Annotated in this window: 20 protein-coding genes; 8 read left to right on the forward strand and 12 right to left on the reverse strand. The window is 37.8% G+C overall.

Annotation, left to right across the window (positions count from 1 at the left end; translation table 11 throughout):
* Window positions 1-47 precede the first annotated feature (47 nt).
* A complete protein-coding gene (hemN, locus tag A9Y75_RS01175; RefSeq protein ID WP_071187456.1) occupies window positions 48-1,430 on the reverse strand; it encodes an oxygen-independent coproporphyrinogen III oxidase in 1,383 nt (460 codons plus the stop codon).
* Window positions 1,431-1,793: 363 nt separating this feature from the next.
* On the reverse strand, window positions 1,794-2,468 hold the full coding sequence (locus A9Y75_RS01180; RefSeq protein ID WP_071187458.1) for a heme oxygenase (biliverdin-producing): 675 nt from the start codon (window positions 2,466-2,468) through the stop codon (window positions 1,794-1,796).
* 466 nt (window positions 2,469-2,934) lie between these two features.
* On the opposite strand from A9Y75_RS01180, the gene acsF reads away from it, so the two are divergent.
* The 4 genes from acsF (at window position 2,935) to A9Y75_RS01200 (ending at window position 7,730) form a co-directional block, all read left to right on the forward strand.
* Window positions 2,935-4,011, forward strand: coding sequence for a magnesium-protoporphyrin IX monomethyl ester (oxidative) cyclase (gene acsF, locus A9Y75_RS01185; RefSeq protein ID WP_071187462.1), 1,077 nt, complete (start codon window positions 2,935-2,937; stop codon window positions 4,009-4,011).
* A gap of 218 nt (window positions 4,012-4,229) precedes the next feature.
* On the forward strand, window positions 4,230-4,664 hold the full coding sequence (locus A9Y75_RS01190) for a DUF29 domain-containing protein (protein WP_071187464.1): 435 nt from the start codon (window positions 4,230-4,232) through the stop codon (window positions 4,662-4,664).
* 191 nt (window positions 4,665-4,855) lie between these two features.
* Window positions 4,856-6,577 (forward strand): DNA repair protein RecN, encoded by a 1,722-nt coding sequence (gene recN, locus A9Y75_RS01195; protein ID WP_071187466.1) that lies wholly within the window; start codon window positions 4,856-4,858, stop codon window positions 6,575-6,577.
* 340 nt (window positions 6,578-6,917) lie between these two features.
* Window positions 6,918-7,730: a hypothetical protein gene (locus A9Y75_RS01200; protein ID WP_071187468.1), complete on the forward strand. Its 813-nt coding sequence runs from the start codon at window positions 6,918-6,920 to the stop codon at window positions 7,728-7,730.
* 107 nt (window positions 7,731-7,837) lie between these two features.
* Here the strand turns inward: A9Y75_RS01200 and A9Y75_RS01205 are convergent, their stop codons facing one another.
* Window positions 7,838-9,199 carry a cysteine desulfurase-like protein gene (locus A9Y75_RS01205; protein WP_071187470.1) on the reverse strand — a complete coding sequence of 454 codons (1,362 nt, stop codon included), beginning with the start codon at window positions 9,197-9,199 and terminating at the stop codon, window positions 7,838-7,840.
* A 186-nt stretch (window positions 9,200-9,385) separates the two neighbouring features.
* Window positions 9,386-10,267 (reverse strand): phosphorylase, encoded by an 882-nt coding sequence (locus A9Y75_RS01210; protein WP_071187472.1) that lies wholly within the window; start codon window positions 10,265-10,267, stop codon window positions 9,386-9,388.
* 484 nt (window positions 10,268-10,751) lie between these two features.
* On the opposite strand from A9Y75_RS01210, the gene urtA reads away from it, so the two are divergent.
* The 4 genes from urtA (at window position 10,752) to A9Y75_RS01230 (ending at window position 15,360) form a co-directional block, all read left to right on the forward strand.
* Window positions 10,752-12,050: an urea ABC transporter substrate-binding protein gene (urtA, locus tag A9Y75_RS01215; RefSeq protein WP_071187474.1), complete on the forward strand. Its 1,299-nt coding sequence runs from the start codon at window positions 10,752-10,754 to the stop codon at window positions 12,048-12,050.
* A gap of 19 nt (window positions 12,051-12,069) precedes the next feature.
* Complete coding sequence (locus A9Y75_RS01220; protein ID WP_071187476.1) at window positions 12,070-14,157, forward strand: ATP-binding protein; 2,088 nt, start codon at window positions 12,070-12,072, stop codon at window positions 14,155-14,157.
* Window positions 14,158-14,446: 289 nt separating this feature from the next.
* Complete coding sequence (locus tag A9Y75_RS01225) at window positions 14,447-14,803, forward strand: Rieske (2Fe-2S) protein (RefSeq protein WP_071187478.1); 357 nt, start codon at window positions 14,447-14,449, stop codon at window positions 14,801-14,803.
* Between the two features lie 206 nt (window positions 14,804-15,009).
* Complete coding sequence (locus A9Y75_RS01230; protein ID WP_071187481.1) at window positions 15,010-15,360, forward strand: hypothetical protein; 351 nt, start codon at window positions 15,010-15,012, stop codon at window positions 15,358-15,360.
* Between the two features lie 335 nt (window positions 15,361-15,695).
* Here A9Y75_RS01230 and A9Y75_RS01235 read toward each other — a convergent pair whose 3' ends face one another.
* The 8 genes from A9Y75_RS01235 to A9Y75_RS01270 form a co-directional block, all read right to left on the reverse strand.
* A complete protein-coding gene (locus A9Y75_RS01235) occupies window positions 15,696-16,196 on the reverse strand; it encodes an FHA domain-containing protein (protein WP_071187483.1) in 501 nt (166 codons plus the stop codon).
* A gap of 541 nt (window positions 16,197-16,737) precedes the next feature.
* Entirely contained in the window at window positions 16,738-19,143 is a 2,406-nt protein-coding gene (locus tag A9Y75_RS01240; RefSeq protein ID WP_071187485.1) for a heavy metal translocating P-type ATPase, read from the reverse strand.
* A 353-nt stretch (window positions 19,144-19,496) separates the two neighbouring features.
* Window positions 19,497-19,772, reverse strand: coding sequence for a hypothetical protein (locus A9Y75_RS01245; RefSeq protein WP_071187487.1), 276 nt, complete (start codon window positions 19,770-19,772; stop codon window positions 19,497-19,499).
* A 1,339-nt stretch (window positions 19,773-21,111) separates the two neighbouring features.
* Window positions 21,112-22,671 (reverse strand): CPBP family glutamic-type intramembrane protease, encoded by a 1,560-nt coding sequence (locus tag A9Y75_RS01250; protein WP_071187489.1) that lies wholly within the window; start codon window positions 22,669-22,671, stop codon window positions 21,112-21,114.
* Window positions 22,672-22,922: 251 nt separating this feature from the next.
* Window positions 22,923-23,120 carry a hypothetical protein gene (locus tag A9Y75_RS01255; RefSeq protein WP_071187491.1) on the reverse strand — a complete coding sequence of 66 codons (198 nt, stop codon included), beginning with the start codon at window positions 23,118-23,120 and terminating at the stop codon, window positions 22,923-22,925.
* Window positions 23,121-23,127: 7 nt separating this feature from the next.
* Entirely contained in the window at window positions 23,128-23,637 is a 510-nt protein-coding gene (locus A9Y75_RS01260) for a hypothetical protein (protein ID WP_071187493.1), read from the reverse strand.
* A gap of 30 nt (window positions 23,638-23,667) precedes the next feature.
* Entirely contained in the window at window positions 23,668-24,300 is a 633-nt protein-coding gene (locus A9Y75_RS01265) for a Uma2 family endonuclease (protein WP_071187494.1), read from the reverse strand.
* A 134-nt stretch (window positions 24,301-24,434) separates the two neighbouring features.
* Window positions 24,435-25,700 carry a cysteine desulfurase gene (locus A9Y75_RS01270; RefSeq protein ID WP_071188778.1) on the reverse strand — a complete coding sequence of 422 codons (1,266 nt, stop codon included), beginning with the start codon at window positions 25,698-25,700 and terminating at the stop codon, window positions 24,435-24,437.
* Between the last annotated feature and the right edge of the window lie 263 nt (window positions 25,701-25,963).

Below are 25,963 nucleotides of genomic sequence, written 5' to 3' on the forward strand. Positions count from 1 at the left end.
ATTTCTACTTACTTAATTACCAATTACCCATTACCAATTACCCATACTTAAATGGCGCGGGAGAATTTTGTCTCTCTGGTTCTTGTATGAGTATCGAAAATAACAGCAATATTTCTTACCAATAATCTACCAATATCAGTAATTTGGATTTCATCAGCTAATAAATTGACTAATCCATCAGCTTGTAAGGGTTTTAGCTCTTCTAATTCCGGAGAGAAATATTGATCAAAACTGATGTGGTATTTGGCTTCAATGTCTGACTTATGTAGCTGGAAGTGAGACATGATAGACATAATTACATCCCGTCGGATGATATCATTATGACTTAGTTTGACACCTTTACTGGTTGGGATTATCCCTGCTGTAACCGCTTGGTAATAATCTTTTAATCCTTTGTGATTTTGAGCATAAGCATCTTCTAGCATACTGATAGATGTAGAACCAAAACCAAAAAGTTCCGTTTCCGCGTGGGTGGTATAACCTTGGAAGTTCCGTTTTAGAGTGCCATGACGTTGAGCGATCGCTAATTCGTCATTAGTTTTTGCAAAATGATCCATCCCAATAAACAGATATTCATTATCTGTTAACTCCTCGATAGTCATTTTCAACATATCTAACTTTTCCTGTGCTGCGGGTAATGCATCTTGGGGAATCCTTTTCTGCACAGGTTTCATCCACGGTACATAAGCAAAATTAAACACCACAATTCTATCAGGATCTAAAGCAATAGTTTTGTGTATAGTTTCTCGGAAAGTCTGAAGATTTTGGTAGGGTAAACCATAAATTAAATCCACATTCACACTGTCAAATTTAGCTTCTTTAATCCAACCCATAGCATCAAACAGCATTGCTTCTGGTTGAATACGGTTCACCGCGACTTGCACTTGTGGGTTAAAATCCTGGATACCAAAACTAATGCGATTAAAGCCAATATCTTTCAGAAAATGGATGTACTCTCTAGTCACATAGCGGGGGTTAATTTCAATTGAAACTTCAGCTTGCGAATCAATGTTGAAATAACGATTAATCTTGTTCCACAAAAATTCAACTTGATCAAGTTCCAAATAATTAGGAGTACCACCACCCCAATGAACTTGAAGTACCTTTCTACTTGTGTCAATCAAAGCTGTGGTGTTTTGGATTTCTTGCACCAAATGTTCTAGATATGGTATGGCAATATTCTTATTGTTAGAAATTACCGTATTACAGCCACAAAAATAACAAGCACTCTGACAAAAGGGAATGTGGAAGTACAAAGATAGGGGAGTTTGTCGTTGATTAGAAGCGGTAATTGCAGCTTGAAAATCCTTTGTAGTGAATGTCTCACTTAATTCTGTAGCGGGTGGGTAGCTGGTGTATCTGGGAGCGCGAGTATCATACTTTTTAATCAGATCCAGATCAAATTTTACACCAGGTAATAGAAAGACCATCAAAACCTCCGAGTATCTGTGAGTTTACTGCCTAGTGGTCGTAGCAATTTTTTGGGAATACTCACGGTTAGTTTTCCCAATTTGGTATTGTAAGATTGACAATTTTTTGATTACTAATTGCCAATATATTTGTATGCTTCAGTTGCAAAGACTGAAACGAACTAGGACTTACGTCAAGAAACCCGGTTTTGATCAAAAATACTATAAACCAGTTGTAGTAAATAGAATTCACGACTACACAAACTAGTTTAGTTGTGAATTCTACTATTTTTAATAAACCGTAAAAGACGCAAAATAACAAGAGGTTGAGAGATATTTTGCGTAATTTAATTTATAAACTAACCAATTTGCAGAGTTACCTAATCAAATTAAGTCATTATACGTAGCTCGACCAAGAGCTAGTATTAAAATACTTTCTAACTCCTTAATTATCTGCGTATTCAAGTAAAAAGCATGGTTAGCTTCTGCTACAATTTTCTCAGCATTTGTATCATCAACCAGTACTGTATCTAATGCTTGACGATACTTATTTTTGAATGCTTGCTTATCTGGAATTTGCTCAAAGTTATAAAAGGAAGTTCCTTCATATCCAGACAGTTTTAAAGCTGACTGAGCAATTTTTTGTAGCATTTGTCCCCCAGAAAGATCACCCATATAACGAGTATATGAATGACCTAACAATAATGCAGGATCATGAGCAGATATTTCTTGAATACGAGCAATGTAATTTTGAGCAGCAATTGAAGGTGAGATTCGCTTGTACCATTGACTTCCATAATAAAACTCCATGTCTTTTTCTAGGGAAGCTTGGCGATTTAGTTCAGGAAAATAAACTACACTAATAACAGGATGTTGTTTATGTTTCTCAATTGCTGCTTCTAGTTCACTGTAAACAAAATACAAGTTCCTCAACAACTGAATAAAGCAGTCTCTATCTATAACACCTTGAACAAAACATTTCATGAAGCCGACATTTTCTGCGTCTGTATGAGCTTGTTGAGTACCAGAACGCAGTTTGATTGCTAAATTATTACTCATTATTGCTTCCTTCGTGTTCAAGCGCCAAATTTCCCGAATGTCACCGACTTGTTTATCAGTTCACCGTCGATGTCACAGAGAGAAGATTGTTATTGTAGAGATATGCACTTTCGGCACTAATCTATCCAGCAAATATCACGGCTGAATGTATCCTGGCTATTTTGATCTCTTACAAAATATTTAACTATTAATCTTCTTAATAAATATAAAGATATTCATATTTCTTTAGACTTTACTGAGCAAATTTGCTCTATATGTTGCTTTCATAGGCAAAATTACCTTATATCTGGACAATACCTTTGCCAAAAAAAGCCTTGATTCGTAGGTTGGGTTTCGTACCATAACCCAACGCATTTGTTGGGTTTAGCAAATATTATTCCTATAGTTTCAATAATTTAACTGATGACTACTAATAACTATTTATGCTTAGATAATTTTAAAAGCATAAAATAGCAAAAGGAGTATCATGGTTAAGTCTTTGGAAACTCCCCCGGTTGAGTTATTGAAACCAGGTGTCAAAGCCCCGGTTCAAGAAACATTATTAACTCCCCGTTTTTATACCACAGATTTTGATGCTGTGGCCAAAATGGATATTTCTGCTCATGAGGAGGAAATCAGGGCAATAGTTGAAGAACTCAAGGCTGATTATAACCGCCATCACTTTGTTCGTGATGATGAATTTAAACAGTCTTGGGATCACATTGAGGGAGAGAAAAGACTAGCTTTTATTGACTTTTTAGAACGTTCCTGTACTTCGGAATTTTCCGGGTTTTTACTGTTTAAAGAATTATCTCGTCGCATCAAAGATAGTAACCCTTTGCTATCAGAAGCTTTTGGTTATTTAGCACGAGATGAAGCCCGTCATGCAGGGTTTTTAAATAAGTCAATGGCAGATTTTAATCTTTCCCTGGACTTAAGTTATTTAACTAAAAATCGCACTTATACATTCTTTCCTCCAGAATGGGTAATTTACACAGTTTACCTATCAGAGAAAATTGGCTATTGGCGATATATTTTAGTGTATCGCCACATGGCACAAAATCCCGAATTCCAGTTTTATCCACTGTTTCGGAAGTTTGAAAGCTGGTGTCAAGATGAAAATAGACACGGGGATTTCTTCAAAGCTTTGTTACGTTCTCAACCCCAGTTATGGAATAATTGGAAAGCTCGGTTATGGGTGCGTTTCTTCTTATTAACTGTGTTTGTTACCCACACAATGACTGTATTTGAACGGACTAATTTCTATGAAATTTTAGGAGTTCATCCTCGTAAATACAATAATCAGGTAATTGAAGAAACCAACAAAACCGCAGCGAGAGCATTTCCCCTGATCTTGAATACAAATCACCCTTACTTTTTCTGGTATTTGGAACAATGTGCAATCAATAACCAGAAAATTATCGAACTCAATAACAGTAAGCTTGGGCTAATTGTCAAGTTCTTCAAAAAAATACCGTTGATGAAAAACATCGTTTGGTATATGTTGAAACTTTACCTGATTAAACCTATCAACACCGAAAAGACTCGTCAGGCTGTTTGTTAATTTTGGTTGCATTTTTGGCAGTTTGTATTATTATTAATTTCTAATCTCGCGTAAGTCCTGATTTTTTGTGGTCATTTCTCCGGCTTCTTTAAGAAATCGGATATGAAATTACATATAACAATTAATACGGATATTGACAGCATATGAACTAATGGAATGTTGATTTTATCCTGTTCATGCTTTCATCTTGAAAATCTTGTATCATAAAAATAAACACTATGACTAAATCACCAGTTCAAAATCTTTATCAAACAGACTTTGCACTGTGGGTTCAAAACACAGTCAGTAAATTAAAATCTCAAGATTATAGTCATGTAGACTGGGAAAATTTAATTGAGGAGATAGAAGCGTTGGGAGGTAGAGATAGAAGAGAATTAGAAAGCCGCTTAACTACTTTATTTGAACATTTATTAAAACGTCATTATGTAAATTTACCAGAATGTTATCGCGGTTGGGAAGTAACTATTAGCCGTACCCAACAGGAACTAAAACGGATTTTTAGAGATTCCCCTAGCTTGCATAATTATTATTTAATTGTTAACGATGAATGTTATCAAGATGCAGTGAAAAACATGAGTAAGGAATATGATACTAATTTACCTGAAGATTGTCCTTTCCCAAAAGATATAGATAGTTTATTAACTACTAACTAAACTACTGAGGGAGGAGTTCGACGCATCCTCGTTCCTTCTCCAATCTTAATAAAACCACAACTTGAATAAAGTCGGTCAAGTCTTTTCTGTTCGACAGTGGGTTCTTGTGGAACTGCATCAACATAAATGTTTACAAGGTATTATAAAATTGATAAGTATCCGGCATTTGCCCTCACGGAGATTTTGGCCTGATGTTGCTATGCCTCAGAATTGAGAATTTTGCCCTCATTGACCAACTGGAATTAGAGTTTGGCGTTGGTTTGAACGTGTTAACAGGGGAAACTGGCGCGGGAAAGTCGATTATTTTGGATGCAATCGATGCGGTTTTAGGTGGTAAAGTCTCTAGTCGTGTGATTCGCACGGGGACTAGTCGCGCATTGGTTGAAGGTACTTTCAGTATAAATCCTTTCCTAGCGGCTTGGTTGAGTGAACAGGAAATTGATTTAATTGATGATAACTCTGTAATAATTAGTCGAGAAATTAGCACAACTACAAGTAATATCCGCAGTCGTTCCCGTATAAATGGGGTGTTAGTAAATCGGCAAATAATGAGCAGTTTGCGCGATCGCTTGGTGGAAATTACCGCCCAAGGACAAACTGTACAAGTGGGACAATCTGCCCAAGTCCGAGATTGGTTAGATTTATATGGTGGTGATTCTTTAATACAACAACGCCAAAAAGTTGCTGTTGCTTTTATTGCATATCAACAAGCACACCAAACTTTAGAAAAACGCCGCACTTCCGAACGGGAACGTTTACAACAACTGGATTTACTCACATATCAAGTGCAAGAATTAGGTGCAGCCAATCTCAGTGATGTTCAGGAAATGGAACAATTGGCGCAGGAAAGAGAACGCCTCAATCACGTTGTTGATTTGCAACAAATGAGTTACAAAGTTTATCAGGCTTTGTATCAAAATGAAGATGAAACTCCTACCGCTGCGGATTTATTGGGAGACAGTGAAACGATATTAAATCACATGGTGGAGTTCGATTCTCAATTACAATCTTTGCTGGAATTGGTGCGAGATGCAGTAGCAGCAGTGATGGAAGTGGGAAGACAAATTAGTGCTTATGGGGAAGGATTAGAAGCAGATCCGCAACGGTTAGAAGAGGTGGAAGAAAGGATTCGGGAATTAAAACATATTTGTCGCAAATATGGACCGACTCTCACGGAAGCGATCGCCTATTATGAACGCATTCAAATCGAATTAGCTGAACTCAATAATCATGAACAATCTATAGAAACTTTAGAACAACAAGAACAAGTTTGTTTACAATATCTCAACCAAGTTAGTCAGCAATTAACCCAGCTACGTCTTCAAACTGCGGATCATTTAGAATCTCATTTATTAGCTGAACTCAAACCTTTAGCAATGGAAAAGGTAAAATTTCAAGTGGAAATTGCCCCCAGTTTACCAACATCTATGGGAGCAGATAAAATTACTTTTATGTTTAGTCCTAACCCTGGTGAACCGATTCAACCGTTAACAGAAATTGCTTCTGGTGGAGAAATGAGCAGATTTTTACTAGCTTTAAAAGCTTGTTTTAATCAAGATGATGGTGCGGAAACAATGATTTTTGATGAAATTGATGTCGGTGTTTCTGGTAGAGTTGCTCAATCTATTGCAGAGAAATTACACCAGCTTAGTCAAAATCAACAGGTATTATGTGTGACTCATCAGCCCTTAATTGCAGCTATGGCAGATCGACATTTTCGAGTTGATAAACAAGTAATTAATAAAAATGGTAATGCGGAACAGCGCACTGTTGTGAGAGTTACTAGCTTAGATAATTTAAGTACCAGACGTGAAGAATTAGCACAGTTAGCTGGTGGTAAATCGGGTAATGAGGCGATCGCCTTTGCCGAATCATTATTGCGACAGGCTACAAATCATCGTCAACAAGAATAGTAAACGGCATATCTATACTACTTAGTTGTTTACTATCAGTGTAATGTTCAGCATTTGTGAAATTTATGTGTAGATGATTGACAAAAGAGATAGGACTAATTAATACTTAGTTAGTCTCACTGAGATAACCTAGCAAAATCACTCAAAAAAATCACTAAATCGGTTCATGGTTCATGTTCTCTTCCTTGAAAAATACTTTTGCAACCATGACCTAAAAATCAGGTTTTCTTATGGTGTTTTTCCCGGAATCAAACAAACTCTAGTTAGTTAAAACATTTAAGTGTCTGATTTAGATTAGAGTTCCAGTGCTATACCAAATCCATAAGGATCATAACGAATAATGTACAAGATTAAATCCGCTTTTCAAAAGTTCGCCAATACTGCAATAACGCTGACTGGGGTTGTTACTGCTTCCTGTATTACTCTCTCAGCACAATCTGCCCAAGCACTTGTTTTCTCATTTGCTCCTACAGACTTTAGTATTTCTCCTGGTACAGGTAACACAAATGCTGCTCCTACCATCCTCATTAACACACAAACTGCACCGAACGGTTTTACAATTGGATCTACTACTCCATTCACAACCACGTTTCTACTTCTAGGTGCGTCAGCAGGTCTCAATGGTGATGGTGTAGGTGGTGACTCAAACATACCCAATGATTCACTGAGAAACAACAATACCGCGGCTACGTCAACTACTACTGTTAATCTTGACTCAACTCAAGTTGCTCAACCTATCGCGCTTAACTTTAATTGGGCATTTAATGGCGACTCACTAGGAGGATTTAATGACAAGGATAACTTCAATATCGCGCTTGTGAAAATTGACAATTTAGATGGCGCACAACTTTTTGAAAGAACCGTCGATCCGGCTGACTCCATACCTGGTTATGGTTTGGGAATAAATGAAATAAGTAATATTCCTGCCAACTCTTTATCAGCCGGGGCTTACAGACTAGTTATCTCATTGAATGAAAATGGTAGTAGCAACAGTTCCGCAGCAGGTTTCAACAACATTTCTCTTACCGTCTCTGATCCAGAACCTGTTCCCTTTGGATTTTCCACAAATGCTAGTTTGTTAGTATTTGGTGGTGTGTTTTATGGTTTCAACAAACTCAAAAAAAACATGGCGGTAAAAAAGTCTCAGGCATAAGTAGTATCCTTGACAATAGACATCAAAAACATTTAGATAAGCGGTTTCTACAATCCTTGTAGAGACGTTCCATGGAACTTCTCTACATTTTTTATTACAACGTCACTTCAAGAAACAACCTCAAAGACAACTTGCAAAAGTTGATTAATTTCTTCCCCAGTATTATAGTGTGCTAATCCTATTCTTAATAAACCTCCAGATGTTTCTACGCCTAACTTTTCTGTGAGTTCAATAGCATAGAAATTACCGTGCCAGGTAAAGATTCCCTTTTCTCCTAAAATCTTCGCTACATCTGCCGATTTTTTACCCTCAATTGTGATAGAAACTGTGGGAGTTCTCCAGCTAAATTGACTAGGTTCAGTGATACCATAAACCTTTAAACCGGGAATTGCTAACAACCCAGAAATCAGCTTTTTACTTAATTCTCTTTCATATTGCTGAATGGCTGACATTGCAGCTAACAAAGCCGCACGACGACTGTGATAAGCAGATGTTAACTCATAATTTGGTTGTTCAGGGGAAGTGAGAAACCGGGGACAATGAAAAGTAGTTAAACCTTCTCTATCTGCTTCTATTAAAGAATCAAGTAATTCATTATCTAAAGTCGGGGAAACGTGACAACCTAATTTTGCTAAATAATTAATTGTTGCTACTAACCCCGCTAAACCTTCATGATTTAAAGTTCCGGTTTCCCATTTTGATGGAACTTCATTAGATGCAGGTCTGACTTTATAGGGAGTTAAACGAGTTAAATGCTCTTTTTTTCCATATAAAATCCCAACATGGGGAGCGAAGAATTTGTAAGCTGAACAAACGAGAAAATCACAATCTAAATGATGGACATTGATCGGTGCATGGGGAGCATAATGAACAGCATCGACAAAAACCAAAGCACCCACAGCATGAGCTAATTTGATTATTTTGCCAATATCATTAATTGTTCCCACAGCATTAGAAGCATAAGTCACAGCTACTAATTTTGTTTTTTCATTAATTTTGGTTTCTAAATCATTTAAATCTAGAGTACAATCTTCGACATTAATATCTACAACTTGAATAATTGCACCCTTTTCTTCTAAAGCATACCAAGGGGAAATATTCGCTGCATGATCAAGTTTGGTAACAATAATTTCATCACCTGCTTGTAATTCTCGACCAATAGCGCGACTGACAGCAAAAGTGAGAGTAGTCATATTTGCGCCAAATACGACTTCATCATGATCGCATCCTAAAAAATCTGCGATCGCAGCCCGTGCAGAATTAATCACCGCATCAGTTCGCACACTAGTAGCAAAATAACCGTGAGCATTAGCATTAGAACGTACTAGATAATCACTCATTGCATCCAGCACCGCACCAGGTATCTGAGTTCCACCGGGACCATCAAAGAAAATCGCTGGGTATCCGTTGATAGTTTGTGTTAATGCTGGAAATTGAGAACGAATCCATTTTAAATCAAGAGATTCCATAAATAAATTTCCTTATTTTTTCATAACTACAGAGAGCAAAAATAAATTATATCTCCATCTCAAAAATAACCTCCTCCTTGTCCCTCTGCGCTTAACTCTGAGTTCCTCTGTCTTGAAAAGTTTCCTACGCCGGGAAACCCGGCTTTCCTGCGGAACGCTGACGCGAACGAGGAACTTTTCGCTGCGTTAAAACTCCACTACAGCCACATTTTTTAAAATATTCATTGGACCTATATCTTTAAGCAGTTGCAATTGTTCAGCATTCCGCACCAACAAAGCACCAGCAAACCCCAAAGAATTCACAGAAATTGACTCAAATTCCTCCTGCGATCGCGGTACAATTAACATCCATTCTCGCGTAGCCAAAAGATTATATGCAATAGATTGTATATTATTAATCGGTTCAATACCCACTGCCCGCAGTAAATCGTGATATTTAGCTAAAGTTACCTCAGCACCTGCTTGAATATCTAGAGTTGTGAACGAGTGTAAAAAAGGAAGTCCAGGTATAGTTGCCACAGAATCTTGAAATTTAGCGGCTGTTAAAAGCGGTGTAATAGGAATATCTTTCCCCGAAAAAGGGACAATTTGCAAATGTTTATGTCGCTGACTAGCACCAGCAAGTTTGCCACTATTATAAAACACTAAACCATTGAAATCAGCAATAATTGCCCACATCGCGGCCAAATCTTCTAAAGTTAGTAAGCTTTCTTGTTCTTCAAAAGCACGGGTAATAATCAGCAAGTGATAATCAACGACATTGAATTTATTTAAAATGCAAACGTGACTATCAGAAATATCCGCCACAAATAAATCTTCTTCGTAAGGTAAGAAAGGATTAAACTCTTTATCAGTTGATATGGTTTGTTTTTCTTGTTTTTCCTTAGCTGCTTTTTTGAGGTTGAGGTTAGATAAAATTCTGACTAAAAATTTAATTCCATCTTCTTCAATAAATTCAAACTCTGTGGGGATAGATTTAAGCGCCCCGCATTTTAAAGCTTGTGCTGTGGTTTGTTTGACTTTTGTCCATAATGTGCCTGGTTCGAGTAATATTTTTGCTTGTTTCATCTGTTTTTATTTATATATTAGGAATTTTCCCTAGGTAAATTTTTTTTTAATAATTGCCATCGAAATTAGCGCTACATCCCTGATCTTTAGAATTATCCTACTGTTTGAGAGCGATCGCAACTAATCCCCTAACGGTTAAACCCATATGGGCATACCTCCGTAATAACTAAATATCAGGAGTAACTATACCAGTTTAATAACATAATTACAGTGTAGATATCTTTAATAATACTCTTCATCATGTTAGGGGAAATAGTTAAGATATCTTGAAAGAAAGTGTTGTTAAAGTGTTGTAAATTTCACCTATACTGAGTTCATTCATAGGAAAAACTTTGGATACTAGCTTTTTCAACTTGAGATTAATCAGTAAAACTTATTTGTATGCATTTTCTTAAAATCCTAAAAAATATTATAGTTAGTAACACCTAATTTTTTCTTTTTACTCCTTTTTTTATTCACATTGTCTGGCTGCTTTTTTAAATCTATGTTTCAGAAAAATTCCACATATCAATCCCATTTATTAAAACATAAATATAAAAAAAATATTTTTATAATCCTAGCTTTTATATTGGGAATCACACTATTTTATTTAACTCATTCCCAGATTAAAGCCTCTCACCAACCTATTAAAGTTGGGATTCTTCATTCCCTCAGTGGCACAATGGCAATTAGTGAAAAATCCGTTGTTGATGCTACCTTATTGGCCATTGAAGAAATTAACAAAAAAGATGGGATTCTGGGCAGAAAAATTCAGCCAATTATCGTTGATGGTAAATCAGATGATCATACATTTGCTAAACAAGCTGAAAAACTAATTACTCAAGAAAAAGTCGTTACAGTCTTTGGTTGCTGGACTTCTTCTAGTCGAAAAACCGTTAAGCCGATATTTGAAAAATATAATCATTTACTGATTTATCCAGTCCAGTATGAAGGTTTAGAAGAGTCACCAAATATAGTTTACACAGGTGCTGCACCAAATCAACAAATTATTCCTGCCGTCAAATGGTCTTTTGATAATTTAGGTAAACGGTTTTTTCTAGTGGGTTCAGATTATATTTTTCCCCGCACAGCCAATGCTATTATTAAAGACCAAGTAACCGCATTAAGAGGAGAAATTTTAGGGGAAGACTACATCCTCTTGGGTAGTAATAATGTGGAACTAGCGATAAAAGATATTTTGATAACCAAGCCAGATGTAATTTTAAACACGATTAATGGTGATAGTAATCTGGCATTTTTTAAAGCTTTAAGAAAAGCTGGAATTACCTCCGATAAAATCCCCACTATTTCTTTTAGTATTGCTGAAGAAGAATTGAGTTATTTGCCGAGAGAATATGTAGTTGGTGATTATGCAGTTTGGAATTATTTTCAGAGTATTAATGACAATGTTAATAATAATTTTATCGATAATTTTCAAACAAAATATGGTAAACATAGAGTTACATCTGATCCCATTGAAGCTGGCTATTTTGGAGTTTATTTATGGGCGCAAGCTGTTGCAGATGCAGGGAAAGATGAAGTCAATCTTATTAAAGAAAATATTAAAGACCAAAGTTTTAAAGCACCGGAAGGTATTGTATATATAGATTCAGATAACCAACATACCTGGAAAACGGTCAGAGTTGGTAAAATAAAAGCAGATGGACAATTTGAAATTGTGTGGAACTCAGATAAACCAATTCGTCCTGTACCCTATCCTCTTTCTCGCTCCAAAGCAGACTGGGAAATGTTCCTAAATTCTCTCTATAAGAATTGGAATAACAACTGGGCTAATCCCGGTTGAAAATAATTGAAAAAAGGAGATGCTAAAATTGAAAAAAAACAAAATTGTCAATAAACTCTTATTATGGTTTTTATTAATTGCCTTAGTACCGCTGACAACTGTTACCTTTTTAACATATTATATTGTCGGAAAAGCCCAAGAAAAACAAGTCAATAATAATCTTATTTATATTGCTGAAACCAAGGCAAAAAGATTAGATAATTATATCAATGAACGTAAAAAAAATGCGGCTGCTATTGCCCAAATACCAAATATAGTTGATGCTATAGAACAATATCAAAAAATCTTTAAACAATCAGGAATTAACTCACTAGCATCTTGGCAATTAGATGCAAAATATCGACCGTTTATAGCTAAATATTTAGAAATATTTGATTATTCTGATATTGTGTTGATATCACAATCTGGCGATCATATTTTTTCAGTAAAACGGGGTAAAGAATATGGTCAAAATTATTATAATCTGAATTTAAAAAATTTAGAATTAGCCAAAGTTTTTGATCGAGCTAAAACCTTGATGCAAGTAGAAGTTTCTAATTTTGCATATTATGAAACTATCAATGAACCTACTGCTTTTATTGCTGCTCCAGTCTTTAAAAAAGATTTAATTATTGGTGTGGTAGTCTTGCAATTGAATAATCAAGAATTTAATAAAGTAGTAAACGATTATACGGGTTTAGGTAATACTGGCGAAACAATTCTCGGTTCCGTAGTAGGAGAACAAATAATCTTTACTTCTCCAACCAGACATGATCGCAACGCCGCTTTTCAAAGAACTGTCAAGATTAGTCAACAAAAATTAAACCCATTAGATCAAGCTGCACATGGGATTAAAGGAACAGGGATTACGATTGACTATCGCGGTCAAAAAACTATTGCGGCCTGGAGATATTTACCTTCTTTAAATAGTGGGTTGTTGGTGAAAATGGATACATCAGAAGCCTTTGAAACTTTAACAACTCTCAGAAATATTGTGATATTTTTAGGAATAATTACAGTTTGTTGCGTGATTTGTGCTGCTCTTGTAGTTGCCAAATCAATTTCTAAACCAGTTGTGCAACTCACTAAAATTGTTCACGAATTGGCACAAGGAAATCTAGATAAAAAAGTACCAGTTCTTAGCCATGACGAAATCGGTCAATTAGCGCAATCATTTAACCGCATGACTGAACAGCTAGAAGCATCTTTTAAAACTATTCAAGAACGAGAGCAAGAATTAGCTATTGCTAAGGAAAAACTAGAAGTAGTTTTAGCACAATTACAGCAGGAGGCACAACAACTAGCTTCTCAATTGGTGCAAAGTGAAAAGATGTCTGGTTTAGGGCAGTTAGTGGCAGGTGTAGCACATGAAATTAACAACCCAGTTAACTTTATTTATGGGAATATTAATCCTGCTCATGAATACATTGAAGATTTGCTGAGACTGATACAACTTTATCAAGTCTACTATCCCCAACCAGTCCCGGAAATTAAAGCTGAAATGGAAGCAATTGATTTCAATTTCTTAATTACAGATTTGCCTAAATTACTGAATTCTATGAAAATTGGTACTCAAAGAATTAAAGAAATTGTTCTATCTCTGCGAAACTTTTCTCGCTTGGATGAAGCAGAGATGAAAGCAGTAAATATCCATGAAGGTCTAGATAGTACTTTGATGATTTTGCAAAATCGTTTCAAAGCTACATCTAATCGTCCTGCTATTGAACTGATCAAAGAGTATGATAATTTACCTTTAGTCGAATGCTACGCTGGACAACTCAATCAGGTATTTATGAATATTCTGGTAAATGCACTTGATGCTTTGGAAGAGTCTATTCTCAGTGAAGAATTTGCATTGAGCAAACCAGAGATTCGCATTCAGACTGGACTCACGGAAGATAAAAAAGTAATGATTTGCATAGCCGATAATGGAACTGGAATTCCCGGAAATATCTACAAGCGAGTCTTTGACCCCTTTTTCACTACTAAACCAGTAGGTAAAGGTACAGGTTTAGGTTTATCTATTAGTTATCAAATTATCACTGAGAAACATCTGGGAAAATTGGAGTGTATTTCCTCTCCTGGACAAGGTACAGAGTTTATAATTGCAATTCCCCTACATCAGTAAGCTATCTAAAGCATAAGTTCTGATCTAGTGGAAAGCTTACTTATCAAAAAAACTCTCCGCGTCCCCGCCTCTCCCTATCTGGAGCGCGGTTCCTTAATTATAAGTCTTTAAGCGAACACGATATTAATAGACATCTCCAGAAAAGAATGTAGACGTTGCATGGAACGTCTCTACAAGGGTTCTAGGAAAGGCATATTTAATTTTCACTTCTATGTCTAATTATTAATTTAATCATACCGCGCCCAATTGCGGGAAACTGAGAACAGATTTGTCAACAAAGGAAAACTGTATGGCCTGGATTAAGGTTCTATCAGCTAATGCACTGGCTCCCGGTGCGAGAGAAGTTGTGAAAGTGGGACAGCGGAATATCTTGCTGTTAAACCACGAAAATAAGCTTTATGCTGTAGAGAATAGTTGCCCTCACTTAAAATTACCGATGAAATCCGGGAAAATTAAAGACGGGGCGATTGTCTGCTCTTTCCATCGTAGCGCTTTTGACCTGAGTAGTGGTGAAGTAAAAACTTGGTGTCCCTGGCCACCTGGAGTGGGTAAGTTGCTTTCAATGGTTTCCCAAGCAAAAACCTTGCCTGTATTTCCTCTGCGTGTGGAAGAAGGCAATATTTTGGTTGATGTCCCAGAGAACTAATAGCTAATATCCTGTTCGGTTGAACAGAAGAAGCACGGGGGAAAGGGGGAATTGCCCCCATATCCCCATTTTCCCCTATCTATTTTTCAACTGTAGAGCGATCGCTTGCGAAAAAAACGGCTTCTGGTAATAAATTTATAACAACTTGCCTTTTATTTACTTCAGTATTATAGGATGGACGGAGTGTTGCAAGGCGTGGGGCTATTATGGCTCGCTATACCTGTTCATTTATTGTTTCTGTTCCCATTGAGCATCTCCAAGCATTACTTATAGAACTGCTACAAGACTGTGACTTGGATGTTCAATACTACACGGCCGACTACATTATGGCTCGTGAAATTCCTGGTAATGTATCTTTCTCTAAGTTAGTTAGCATTGAAGTACTGATTGATAAATCAACTGCTACGGCAACGGAAACCCGGTTAAGTATTGTGATCAAAAATGAGGAACTGCCACTGCAATTGAATAATCATTGCCGGCAAATATTTGATTTTGTCAAGCAGGCAATTGAACATAGCCGACATTGGCATCTAATTCAAAGTCTCACCGGATCATAACGTAAGTCGCTAGTATCCTAAGTTACTAGCAACTTGAGTTCTTGACTTGTCATATCAATTCACTTAATTAAGGCTACAAATGAATCTCCGCGTCACTCGATTTTGGATTTACAATTTTGGATTTTGGATTGACTCCACCCTCAAGTGTAGAGCTTGAAAATTTTGGATTTGGGATTTACGTTAGCGAAGCGTACGCAGCGCAGCGAGTATTTTGCCGTCAGTAGAGGACGGGGAACCCATACCAAATTTTTTTGAATCTAAAATCTAAAATCTAAAATCTAAAATTCCTGGTCAGAGCGTCTGTCCATTTGTATCAATCTGCAAGTGAAACGGTATCAGTCTTCCATCTCCTCTGTTGTACCTGGGTTTATTAATGTAATATCATACTCACAAGCATCAGTATCTCCTGAAATACGAGTATTTTTCAAAACATAATAAATTGCTCGTACTTGAGGTCCAAAGACAATTTCATCTTCATTTTTGAGGTTATGGGTTGGTATTTTGCGTCCGTTAATCACTAAACCGTTAGCACTGGGCTTCCCTTTGGAATCACCATCGATAATCCGGTAATAATAGCTATTATTCTGATTTTTGCGTGGGAATCGGACTAACGTAGCATGGTGACGAGAGACAAACTGCGATATCAACCGGATATTGCAATTACGGTCTCTACCAATAGAATAGACGGAATTTTCTAGAGGAAATTCTTTACGTCCTTGATCATCTTCTATAATCAGTAGATGGTTTTCATTAAGTTCTGCTGCCATTGACAGATGGTTACTAAAATTTGTTGAACTTGGATACACAAGAGTCAAATGAGTATCTTTTTCTACCATGCTTTTAGACGGAATTATCTCATATTAAATCCAATCAACATTGAAATTACACATGACGTGAGTAGAGAATAGTATATTGTTTTTGTCCATAAGAGAATATCGTCTCTGGAAGGAGTTTAGGCTTTGTTAACCAGGTAAATTATTGACATAGACTGATCATAAAACCCAAACACCAAAAAACTTTCACGCCTGTTAAAATTTCCCGAATACCTGCCATAACACCTGATATCGCTTTCGGTTCAAGACTTATAATTAAGTCTGACCGAAGAGGACGCTCCAGAGTCGCCTGTGTATGACGTTCGACGCAAATGGTTTCAAGCCCCCGACTTGAGTCGTGGAGAAGAAAAAAGACATTCCTTGCTGGAATCCCCTGGCTTTAGACATAGGGTGTCGCCGTTTCCCCGTGTCCCCGTGTCTTCTTCAAGCTCCAAATAGGGGAACGGGTCGAGTTTTTTTGATCAGTAATTAAGCGAACTCGAGATGACTCAAGGGGTATGAGCCAAGATAGAACCTATTTAGGTTTTACCTCCCAGTGATAATTTTAAGGTAGATGTGCAAAGCGGCGTAATAAAACTGAGTTAGTTACGACACTAACTGAGCTAAAAGCCATGAGTGCTGCTGCGCTAGATGGGCTGAGAACAAAACCCAAACTGGGTAGCAAAAGACCCGCTGCTAAAGGAATACCAATTGTATTATATGCAAAAGCCCAGAATAAATTTTGACGTATTTTGTTGAAAGTGGCACGACTAAGTTGAATTGATTGCACAACGTCGCTCAAACAATCCCGCATCAGGATAATTTCTGCTGTTTCCATAGCCACATCAGTCCCAGAGTGTAAAGCAATTCCTACATCTGCTTGAGATAAAGCCGGAGCATCATTGATTCCATCTCCAACCATAGCGACAACGGATTGATGTTCCCCAGTTTGAAGAGTCTGTATTGCTTCTGCTTTCTTCCCTGGGAGGATACCTGCCATGACATCAGTGCTATCTAGTCCTAGTTGCCCTGCGATCGCACTGGCTGCTTCTAATCTATCACCGCTGAGAAGGATGACCCGTAAACCCATTTGACGCAACTTGTCTACTGTTGCTTTTGCATCTGGTCTGAGGGTATCACTGACAGCAATTAATCCAGCTAAAGTGCCATCAACTGCCACACCAATCACTGTTTTACCCGCTATTGCCAATTTTTGCCCTTGCTGTTGTGCAGTTTCACTAATCGCAATTCCGTGGTTATTCAACCAATCCCAATTACCTAAAAGTACTTTTTTACCTTCGACTACAGCAGACACTCCTAATCCTGGTTGCGTATGAAAATCTACAGCATGGGGAATTGATAACTTTTGTTGCTGTGCTGCTTGGTGAATTGCTCTCGCCAGAGGATGGTAAGTGCCGCTTTCTACTGCTGCTGCTAGTTGGAGAAGGGACTGAGGGGAATTTTCCTCTCCATTTTCTGCAAATACCAAGTAATCTGTCACAGTGGGATGACCTGTAGTTAGAGTTCCTGTTTTATCAAAAACCACAGTATCTAGTTGGTGGACTCTTTCTAAAACGTCACCACCTTTGATTAATAAACCCCGTTCTGCACCCAAACCTGTACCAACCAGAATGGCTGTGGGGGTTGCTAGTCCTAAAGCACAGGGACAAGCGACTACCATCAAAGCGATCGCTAATTTTAAACTAATTAACAGTGAGGAGTAATGTGTGTTGGGGGCTGGGTGTTGTGCCGAGTGACTCATCATTTCCATCCCACTGGCAACGGTAACTTCCGTCCAAATGTGAGTTCCGAAAAAATACCAAAATAGAAAAGTCACCAAAGAAGCAGTTAACACCCCATAGGTAAAATAACCAGAAACCGTATCTGCTAATTTTTGTACCGGCGCTTTCCGAGTTTGGGCTGCTTCTACCAAAGCCACGATTTGCGCCAAAGTAGTATCATTACCTGTGCGAGTAGCTTGAATAGCGATCGCACCCGACTGATTGAGAGTTCCTGCTGCGACTGCATCTCCAGCTTGCTTCATAACTGGTACAGCTTCCCCAGTCAGCATCGATTCATCCACCGTAGTTTGTCCAAAGCGAACTTCACCATCAACGGGGATTTTATCTCCTGGTAACACCTGCAACCATTCACCAATCCGCACTTGTTCAGCAGGTATCTCGACAATATTTGCCCCTACTATTAATTTCTCTGCTTCTGGGTTAGCAATCAATCGGGCTATCTGCGGCTGGAGTGCTAGTAATTGCCTAAATGCGGCGGCAGCACGACCTCTAGCTTGTTGTTCTAATGTCCTTCCTAGGAGGATAAAGCCCAGCATCATCACCGGTTCATCAAAAAAGCATTCCCAACCCATTTGGGGAAACAAAAGCGCCACCAAACTAGCAGTGTAGGCTGTCAGAGTTCCTAGACTGACCAAAGTATTCATGTTGGGCGCACCCCGTCGCCAACCGCGCCAGCCATCGATTAAAATTGGGCGGCCGGGAATTAGCAGCGATACGGTGGCTAGTCCGCAGTGGAACCAGATGTTATTGAATATGGGTAAAACTGTACTACCAAAATGTCCAATTCCTGATAATAGCAGTAGCATCCCAGCGATCGCTAATTGCCCTATAGCCCCCACCATTTCTTGGCGTTGTCTGATTGCGGGGTCTTGTCTAGCTGATGTCTCACTTGCTATTTTGCTATTAGCTGTGCGGGTTTGCGTGGGGAATCCCGTGGCTGTCAATCCCTTTGCTAGTGTATCTGCATCTGCTACACCTGCCTCTGCTTCTACTACGGCTACTTCTGTCGCTAGGTTGACGCAAACGCTTCTGATTCCTGGATGTTGCTTTAGCTGTTTTTCTACTGCTGTTACACACCCAGCACATTTCATGCCCCCAACATCTAAAATAATTTTTTCTGTCATTGGGGTAGATTCTGGGGCAAGCTTAGTTTCTGGGAGAAGTTGCATGGCAAGTTTTTAGATTCGCTAGAAAAATTCTATCCCTGACAAAATGTGTCTCTACTTCGAGGATAGGCGAAATCTGTAACTATGACCAAATGTCAATAATATTTAAATTGTCAACTACCATCAACGACTCCAGCGCCTATAAGTCAGATAGATCACAGTTACCATTTGTATAGGCATCATGAAAATCAGGCTTTTGTAAAAATTGTTTATTTCTAAATTAGACATAGTGCTGAAGTAAGCGATACCAATCAGCAATAAAATGATTAAGTTAACCTGCTTAGGTTTAAGGATTGGCATATTTCACCCAATTGAGATTTGAGATTTCAAATTCGGAATGCTGTTGAGCCAAAATTTTAGAACCAGCCTTGTTTATTCACGAAATAGGTATTCACAAATTCTTCATGGTTCTTATTTAAGTAAATCATGCCTTCAATTAGACCAACCAATTGCATAATCAGCAATGTAAAACCAAAAGTAATAGAACCCCCAACAACAGAAATTACTAGCATGATAAAACCTTCCGGGGCATAACCAAGAATAAATTTATGCAGTCCAAATCCTCCAAAAATAATACCCCCATAACCAGCTAGAAGTTGTTTGGTAGAGTGAGAAAGATTAAGATTTGCCATATTGAATTAATGCTCCTTAATGTGTGTTGTATAGAATATAAATTCCTGATTGTCTTAAGAATAAGAAAATATATTTAGTCATTAAATATAGTTTCATTCTAATAGTAAAAGCAATTCTTAATATCAATAGCCAAAGCCAAGATGCCACAATTCCAGAAATAACTTGAAAGTATGGTAATGATACCAATATTAGATTTTAGATTTGGCAGTGACAGTAGAGAATGGTTGAACCAAGATATCTATAGTAGATATGATTGGTAAACTCGACCTATGCTGATAGGCTGTTAAAGAGATATAGAACAATAATAACTATCCCAAGCTGATATGAGGAGATAGTCTGATAACACTTGAAAATATCACGGTTTTCAATGACTTTTGGTCAATTTGCTGACAAATTTCCATGCAGCAGGTTTGTAGATTTTTAGGCTTAACATTTCTCTTGAGGATAATCAACCCTAATCATCTATAAAAACTACCACACCCTACTATTTCCTACAAGTATACTGCTAGTAGATCCGGACTTTTTTGAGTTGGCTGTAAATATTAAAGATACAGTTTTATAGTAATTTTGTCAGTGCATATGCACACAGATTTTTTTTGTTTTTGAAACCCTTGGCAGTTAATGATCCCCATACATATAGTTATAAAAAAGAGTCTTCAATCAATTCTATGTAAGGCTGTGCCAAGTAAATTATGTAGAAACATTATATATAACGCCTCTAAATCCAACAATAAAGCGAATATACATAAATAAATGCTACTTACAGCTATTTTCAGGTAAACAGACCACAAACCGACCTCTCTCCAAACCTCTCCACATATCTTGCACCAAGCCCTAACGAATAGAATTCGTGGCTACACAAACTAAGTCCGCCTGCGCGGACTCACGGAAAATCAGTGGTTTCAAACCCGCGTAGGCGGGTTTTGTCTGTCTAGCCGCGACTTCCAGTCGCCAGGTGCAAGATGTGAGTCTCTCCTGCAAGGAGAGAGGCTTTGATTTACCCCCCTGCCCTTGAAGGGAAGTGGCTGGGGGTTAGGTTTAATAATAGTGGTTCAAATACATGAAAACTGCTCTAATGTAATACAGCAGATTTTAGGAGGTACAAAATTGCAACTCAAAATCAGGTAACTAGGTCAAAATTGTTATAGGAATAATATTTGATTTTGGAAATATACCTAGTACAGCACGGCGTAAATAAACCAACCATTCTAAATCTCCAACAATCTTATGCTGTCTTCGTTTTGACTTTTGACTTTTGACTTCCGCCCTGCGGTACTAGGGTGGGCATTGCCCACCAAATCCTTGCTAAGGTGGGCATTTTGGCATCTGCTAATGAGCTTAATTATTTCCACTACCCAAAAGAAATAAACTGAGTAATGTACCGCTATTCCAAAGGCTGTGGAGGAGCATAGGGGCAAACAGGTTGCGCGATCGCGTGTACACTACTCCTAATACCATGCCTAATGCTGTCAGCGGTAGAATTTCCGACAAACTCAAATGAGCAGCGGCAAATAACAAACTACTAAGTAAAATTGACCCCCAAACTGGAATGTAACGAGTTAGAGAAGGTAACAAAAAGCCGCGAAATAGAAGTTCTTCAAAAAGTGGTGCAGCTATACCAGCTGTAAAGAAAAATATTCCCAATGCTATGTTATCTCTACTTTCCAGCGCTAGTTGTAAGAGCGGATTACTACCGCCTTGTCCTTGCCATAATTTTTGATTAATTAAAGACACTATCACTACAATGGGTAAAGCGGTGCAATAGCCACCCAGTCCCCACAAAAACCAATTACCTTTCAACCTGAAACGGAACCATTCTTCTGGGAGGGGAAAATAGCGTTTGATAGAGAAATACAGCACTGACAACGCACCCAAGGCAACTAGCAAGTAACTTATCAAAACGGAGAAAGCCTGAACTCGCGCATTACCTGTAGAACGGGGAATAGGAAGAAGAGTTAATAATTCAGGTATAAATAATTGTCCCATCAAGAAAAATCCCAGGACAAAAACCTGTAAAATTGTTTCCACGCCCCAAGGTGTTGACCAAGGCTTTTCACCATTTTCAGCCAATATAGATTCTCTTCCCTTCAGTAAACGCTGAATAACTAAAACTACCAGCAGTACTACGCCAATTAACGCCGTTAAACTGGGGATAGTCGCAATTATTGCTAATTTCCAAACTGCGTCCGTGGCAGATGCTTGTTGAGCAACTTGAATGGCTGATAGAGCATCTTGACGTTGCTGAAGTTTATATAACTGAATCAAGGCAATAGACCGAAACCAACCGTCTAAATTCTTTTGAATCAGTTGTTGGGCATTTGGGAGTAAACGAGGGGGGTTGCTCCAAATTCCGCTTAATATGTTAGCTGTTTCGCTAAATTCTGGATTGATATCTGAGCGTTGCTGTAATTGACTCCAAGTGCTGAGGGCGCTATCGGTTTGTCCTTGCTTTGCTTGTAAGATTCCTAGCCGCAAATCTAATTCATGCCGCAATTTTTGCAGCTGGTTGACAGACTTCTCTAACTGTTGCTGTTCTTGGGAAGAGGTACTGGTATCAAGAGCTTCATTTGGTAGAGGTTTAGGAGGTGTGACACGCAGTTTTGCGAGTTTGTTTTCGGCTTTGTCCAAATTAGTTTGGACAGAATCACGCGCTTCTTGATATTGCTTGGTAGCACTTTCTAAAGGTTTATCCCCCAGTATGGCTTCCCGAATGGCTGGGAAATTCCCGTCGTTGCTATCTTCTGGTTGCCATGCTTGAGCTTGTAGCACAATATTAGTTTGATACAGTTCCAGACGACTTTGGAACTGAGGTTTTTGCCAACTAGCAAATAAAGACAACCCCGACAACATCATTGCTAACAGTGTCAGCCCAATTAACAGCAACCGCTTAAGTGTCATCTATCCCCCTTTGACTTACCTGTGGAGAGCGTGCGCCCCTTGGAAATTATAAGCTAGTCTGGGAGATTGGGGAGAATTGGTTAAGAGGGTGTGTGCGATAGCGCTCCGTAGGAATCGCTCTAAATCCTACTCCCGTTCATTGAGTGTCACTTCACAATCTACGCAAATTAGCAATGCGGTTTGATAATGCTTGATATTGAGTACCAAATAATTGGGGATGAAAATAAATTTCCCAGTTATTACGAACAAACTTACTCATCGTCTAATTGTACACCTTCAATTAGTTGATGAGCAGTTTCAGACATTTGTGTTGTATAAGGTTGCAGTGTATTATTTTTCAATGCTTCTGTACTAGCAAAATCAAGAAACAGCCGCATTAATAGAGAGTCTTCATTGCTTTCAAAGTCTCTTTGTATTTCAATTCCTGCTGGTAATTCGTAAGGATTCATAGTTTAATTATGCAGTAACTAAAGATTCATCTTCTTCCCAAGAAAACAAAGGTTCAAGTTCACCTGATTCAGCAAAAGTGATGGCAGCTATTAAGCATTGAGGTAAATTAACACAAATTTTATCAGAATAATTTCCAGCTTGTCCACCAACAATTAATTTTTGCTCATTAGGAGAATTTACATTATTGTTATTTGCATTTATTAATGATTGATAAAAAATAGATAAATTATTATTTTTAGCATCAACATCTGATTTAGCTATTTCATAATCAACCGGATACAAAAGATAATAAAACACCTCATTATCTAAAGTTGCAGTAACAATATATTTACCAGCATTACCACCACCAATCATCATATAACTCTCGTCGTCTACTTCTAAACTGACTAAAGTTTTAGTATTGCTATATAAATCACAAATAGCCGTTTTAATTTGTTGCCAATTTGGATTTTCAATGAAGTTTTCTTCATTTCTGTTTCCCGTCCAGTTGTCTGTATATAACTTTGATACAAACATTATTTCCTCTTTAACTTTGCGGTAAGTAAACTACCCTATCTTTCCCCGTACCCAAGCGCGGAAAGATTTCAACAAAGCAATTTCACCCATAGTTTTACTTTGCTGGATAAATCTATTCATATCCCCAACAGAAACTAAAGAAAAAGTCATACTAAACTTAATCTCAATATATTGATTTTCCACCAATTGATAAAACTTCAAAACTTCACCGTCATATTTCCACAGTTCAGCCACACATAAGGCCGCATAAATATTAAACTTATTCACAGAACTGCTAGTAATATCAATTTCAACTGCTAAATCTGGAGGAGGATCTATTTCTAGATTTAAAGTTTCCCTACCTCTCATAGCTGCTTCATTTTGGATATAATAGCAACTATCTGGTTCTATTCCCTTTGCAAAAGATTTACGTTTTAATGTTGTAGAACCAGCACTTCTAACTTCAATATCTAATTCTTCAGCTAAAGAAAATATCAATCTGTCAAATTGAATTTTCGGGTTTTCGTGTTCAAAAAGTGGAGTCATAATTTCTAAAGTACCGCAGTCATAAGCAAACCGAGAACCCCTATCTTCACCTGTATCTCTCAATAAGGCTTCAAAGGTATCCCAGCTAACGTTATATAAAACCGTTCTTTGTTCAGCAATAATTGACTGGAGAAGCATATATAATACATTCCATCACGATACTAGATAAAATAACTAAAATCTTACCTATTTCTATAATATTCTCTTTGCGCCTTTGCGTCTTTGCGTGAAACATTCTTTAATTAAAAAGGTGGGAAATACCCACCCTACATTTACTCAGCAAACACACCAGCAAAAAAGTCCAAAGTCTCCTTCAAAGCCTTAATGAAAACATCAATTTCTTCGCGGGTATTGTAAAAAGATAAACTTGCTCGTGCAGTTCCTGATAAACTTAAATGACGGTGTAATGGTTGTGTACAATGATGTCCAGAACGAATCGCCACACCTTCTTGATCTAACAAAGTTGCTAAATCATTAGCGTGAACACCCTCTGCCGTAAAAGCTGCTAATGCGGCTCTCCCTTCCCCTTCAGCATTGGGTTTTGGTCCGTAGATTCTAATTTGGGGTATTTGCGCTAATTGCGCGAACAAATAAGCAGTTAATTCGGCTTCATAAGCATGGATTTTATCCATACCAATATTAGTAAGATAATCTATCGCTGCACCAAGAGCGATCGCTTCCCCAATAGCCGGAGTACCAGCTTCAAATTTATGGGGTAATTCCGCATAGGTGGAATGGTCTAAAAATACCTCTGCAATCATCTCACCACCACCGAAAAAAGGCGGCATTGCTTCTAGTAATTCCAACTTACCATATAAAAAGCCAATACCAGTGGGAGCGCACATTTTATGTCCAGAAGCTACCAACCAATCACAGTCCAGTTCTTGGACATCAATAGGCATATGGGGGACACTTTGGCAAGCATCCAGTAAGAATTTCGCACCGTATCTGTGAGCAATTTCAGCTATTTCTTTGGCTGGATTTATACAGCCCAAAGTATTAGAAACATGAACGATAGACACCAGTTTTGTTTTTTCAGAAATCAGTGTTTTAAACTGTTCCAAATCAAAAGTTTCTTCCGGTGTTAATTCAACAAATTTTAAGACTGCACCTGTTTTTTGAGCAACAAATTGCCAAGGAACAATATTACTATGGTGTTCCATAACTGAGAGAATAATTTCATCTCCTGGTTGTAGATTGCCCATTCCCCAACTGTAAGCAACTAAGTTAATTGCTTCACTAGCATTGCGGGTGTAAACAATTTCTTGGCGTGATTTCGCATGAATAAATTTAGCAATTTTATCCCGTGCGGCTTCATAAGCATCAGTCGCTTTTGCACTGAGAGAATGTGCGCCACGGTGGACATTAGAATTATATTGTTCGTAATAATCACGCCAAGCATTTAATACAACTAAAGGCTTTTGAGAAGTAGCCGCATTATCGAGATAAACCAATGGTTTACCGTGAACTTCCTGATGTAAAATTGGGAAGTCAGAACGAACTTTATCAGCGAGAGATTTGGTAGAAGTGATGACCATTTTTAATAAAGAGTTCAGGGGAATTTTAAACCGCCAAGGAATAAATTCCCTGGCTAATAACACAAGTCGGTTAAAACCGACTATTAATTATTCAGAAATTTAGTTCGTTTTAACGAACTTTAGCTATTAGCCTTGTACTTTAGTGCAAGACTTCTCATTTAACCCGCCAAGGAATAAATTCCCTGGCTAATAGCAGAAGTCGGTTAAAACCGACTATTAATCATTCAGAAATTTAGTTCGTTTTAACGAACTTTAGCTATTAG

The organism is Trichormus sp. NMC-1 (genome assembly GCF_001858025.1).
Classification (GTDB): Bacteria; Cyanobacteriota; Cyanobacteriia; order Cyanobacteriales; family Nostocaceae; genus Anabaena.

Coding starts and splice junctions, on each gene's coding strand:
- hemN (WP_071187456.1), bottom strand. CDS start 1,430: ATGGTCTTTCTATTACCTGGTGTAAAATTTGATCTGGATCTGATTAAA.
- A9Y75_RS01180 (WP_071187458.1), bottom strand. CDS start 2,468: ATGAGTAATAATTTAGCAATCAAACTGCGTTCTGGTACTCAACAAGCT.
- acsF (WP_071187462.1), top strand. CDS start 2,935: ATGGTTAAGTCTTTGGAAACTCCCCCGGTTGAGTTATTGAAACCAGGT.
- A9Y75_RS01190 (WP_071187464.1), top strand. CDS start 4,230: ATGACTAAATCACCAGTTCAAAATCTTTATCAAACAGACTTTGCACTG.
- recN (WP_071187466.1), top strand. CDS start 4,856: ATGTTGCTATGCCTCAGAATTGAGAATTTTGCCCTCATTGACCAACTG.
- A9Y75_RS01200 (WP_071187468.1), top strand. CDS start 6,918: ATGTACAAGATTAAATCCGCTTTTCAAAAGTTCGCCAATACTGCAATA.
- A9Y75_RS01205 (WP_071187470.1), bottom strand. CDS start 9,199: ATGGAATCTCTTGATTTAAAATGGATTCGTTCTCAATTTCCAGCATTA.
- A9Y75_RS01210 (WP_071187472.1), bottom strand. CDS start 10,267: ATGAAACAAGCAAAAATATTACTCGAACCAGGCACATTATGGACAAAA.
- urtA (WP_071187474.1), top strand. CDS start 10,752: ATGTTTCAGAAAAATTCCACATATCAATCCCATTTATTAAAACATAAA.
- A9Y75_RS01220 (WP_071187476.1), top strand. CDS start 12,070: ATGCTAAAATTGAAAAAAAACAAAATTGTCAATAAACTCTTATTATGG.
- A9Y75_RS01225 (WP_071187478.1), top strand. CDS start 14,447: ATGGCCTGGATTAAGGTTCTATCAGCTAATGCACTGGCTCCCGGTGCG.
- A9Y75_RS01230 (WP_071187481.1), top strand. CDS start 15,010: ATGGCTCGCTATACCTGTTCATTTATTGTTTCTGTTCCCATTGAGCAT.
- A9Y75_RS01235 (WP_071187483.1), bottom strand. CDS start 16,196: ATGGTAGAAAAAGATACTCATTTGACTCTTGTGTATCCAAGTTCAACA.
- A9Y75_RS01240 (WP_071187485.1), bottom strand. CDS start 19,143: ATGCAACTTCTCCCAGAAACTAAGCTTGCCCCAGAATCTACCCCAATG.
- A9Y75_RS01245 (WP_071187487.1), bottom strand. CDS start 19,772: ATGGCAAATCTTAATCTTTCTCACTCTACCAAACAACTTCTAGCTGGT.
- A9Y75_RS01250 (WP_071187489.1), bottom strand. CDS start 22,671: ATGACACTTAAGCGGTTGCTGTTAATTGGGCTGACACTGTTAGCAATG.
- A9Y75_RS01255 (WP_071187491.1), bottom strand. CDS start 23,120: ATGAATCCTTACGAATTACCAGCAGGAATTGAAATACAAAGAGACTTT.
- A9Y75_RS01260 (WP_071187493.1), bottom strand. CDS start 23,637: ATGTTTGTATCAAAGTTATATACAGACAACTGGACGGGAAACAGAAAT.
- A9Y75_RS01265 (WP_071187494.1), bottom strand. CDS start 24,300: ATGCTTCTCCAGTCAATTATTGCTGAACAAAGAACGGTTTTATATAAC.
- A9Y75_RS01270 (WP_071188778.1), bottom strand. CDS start 25,700: ATGGTCATCACTTCTACCAAATCTCTCGCTGATAAAGTTCGTTCTGAC.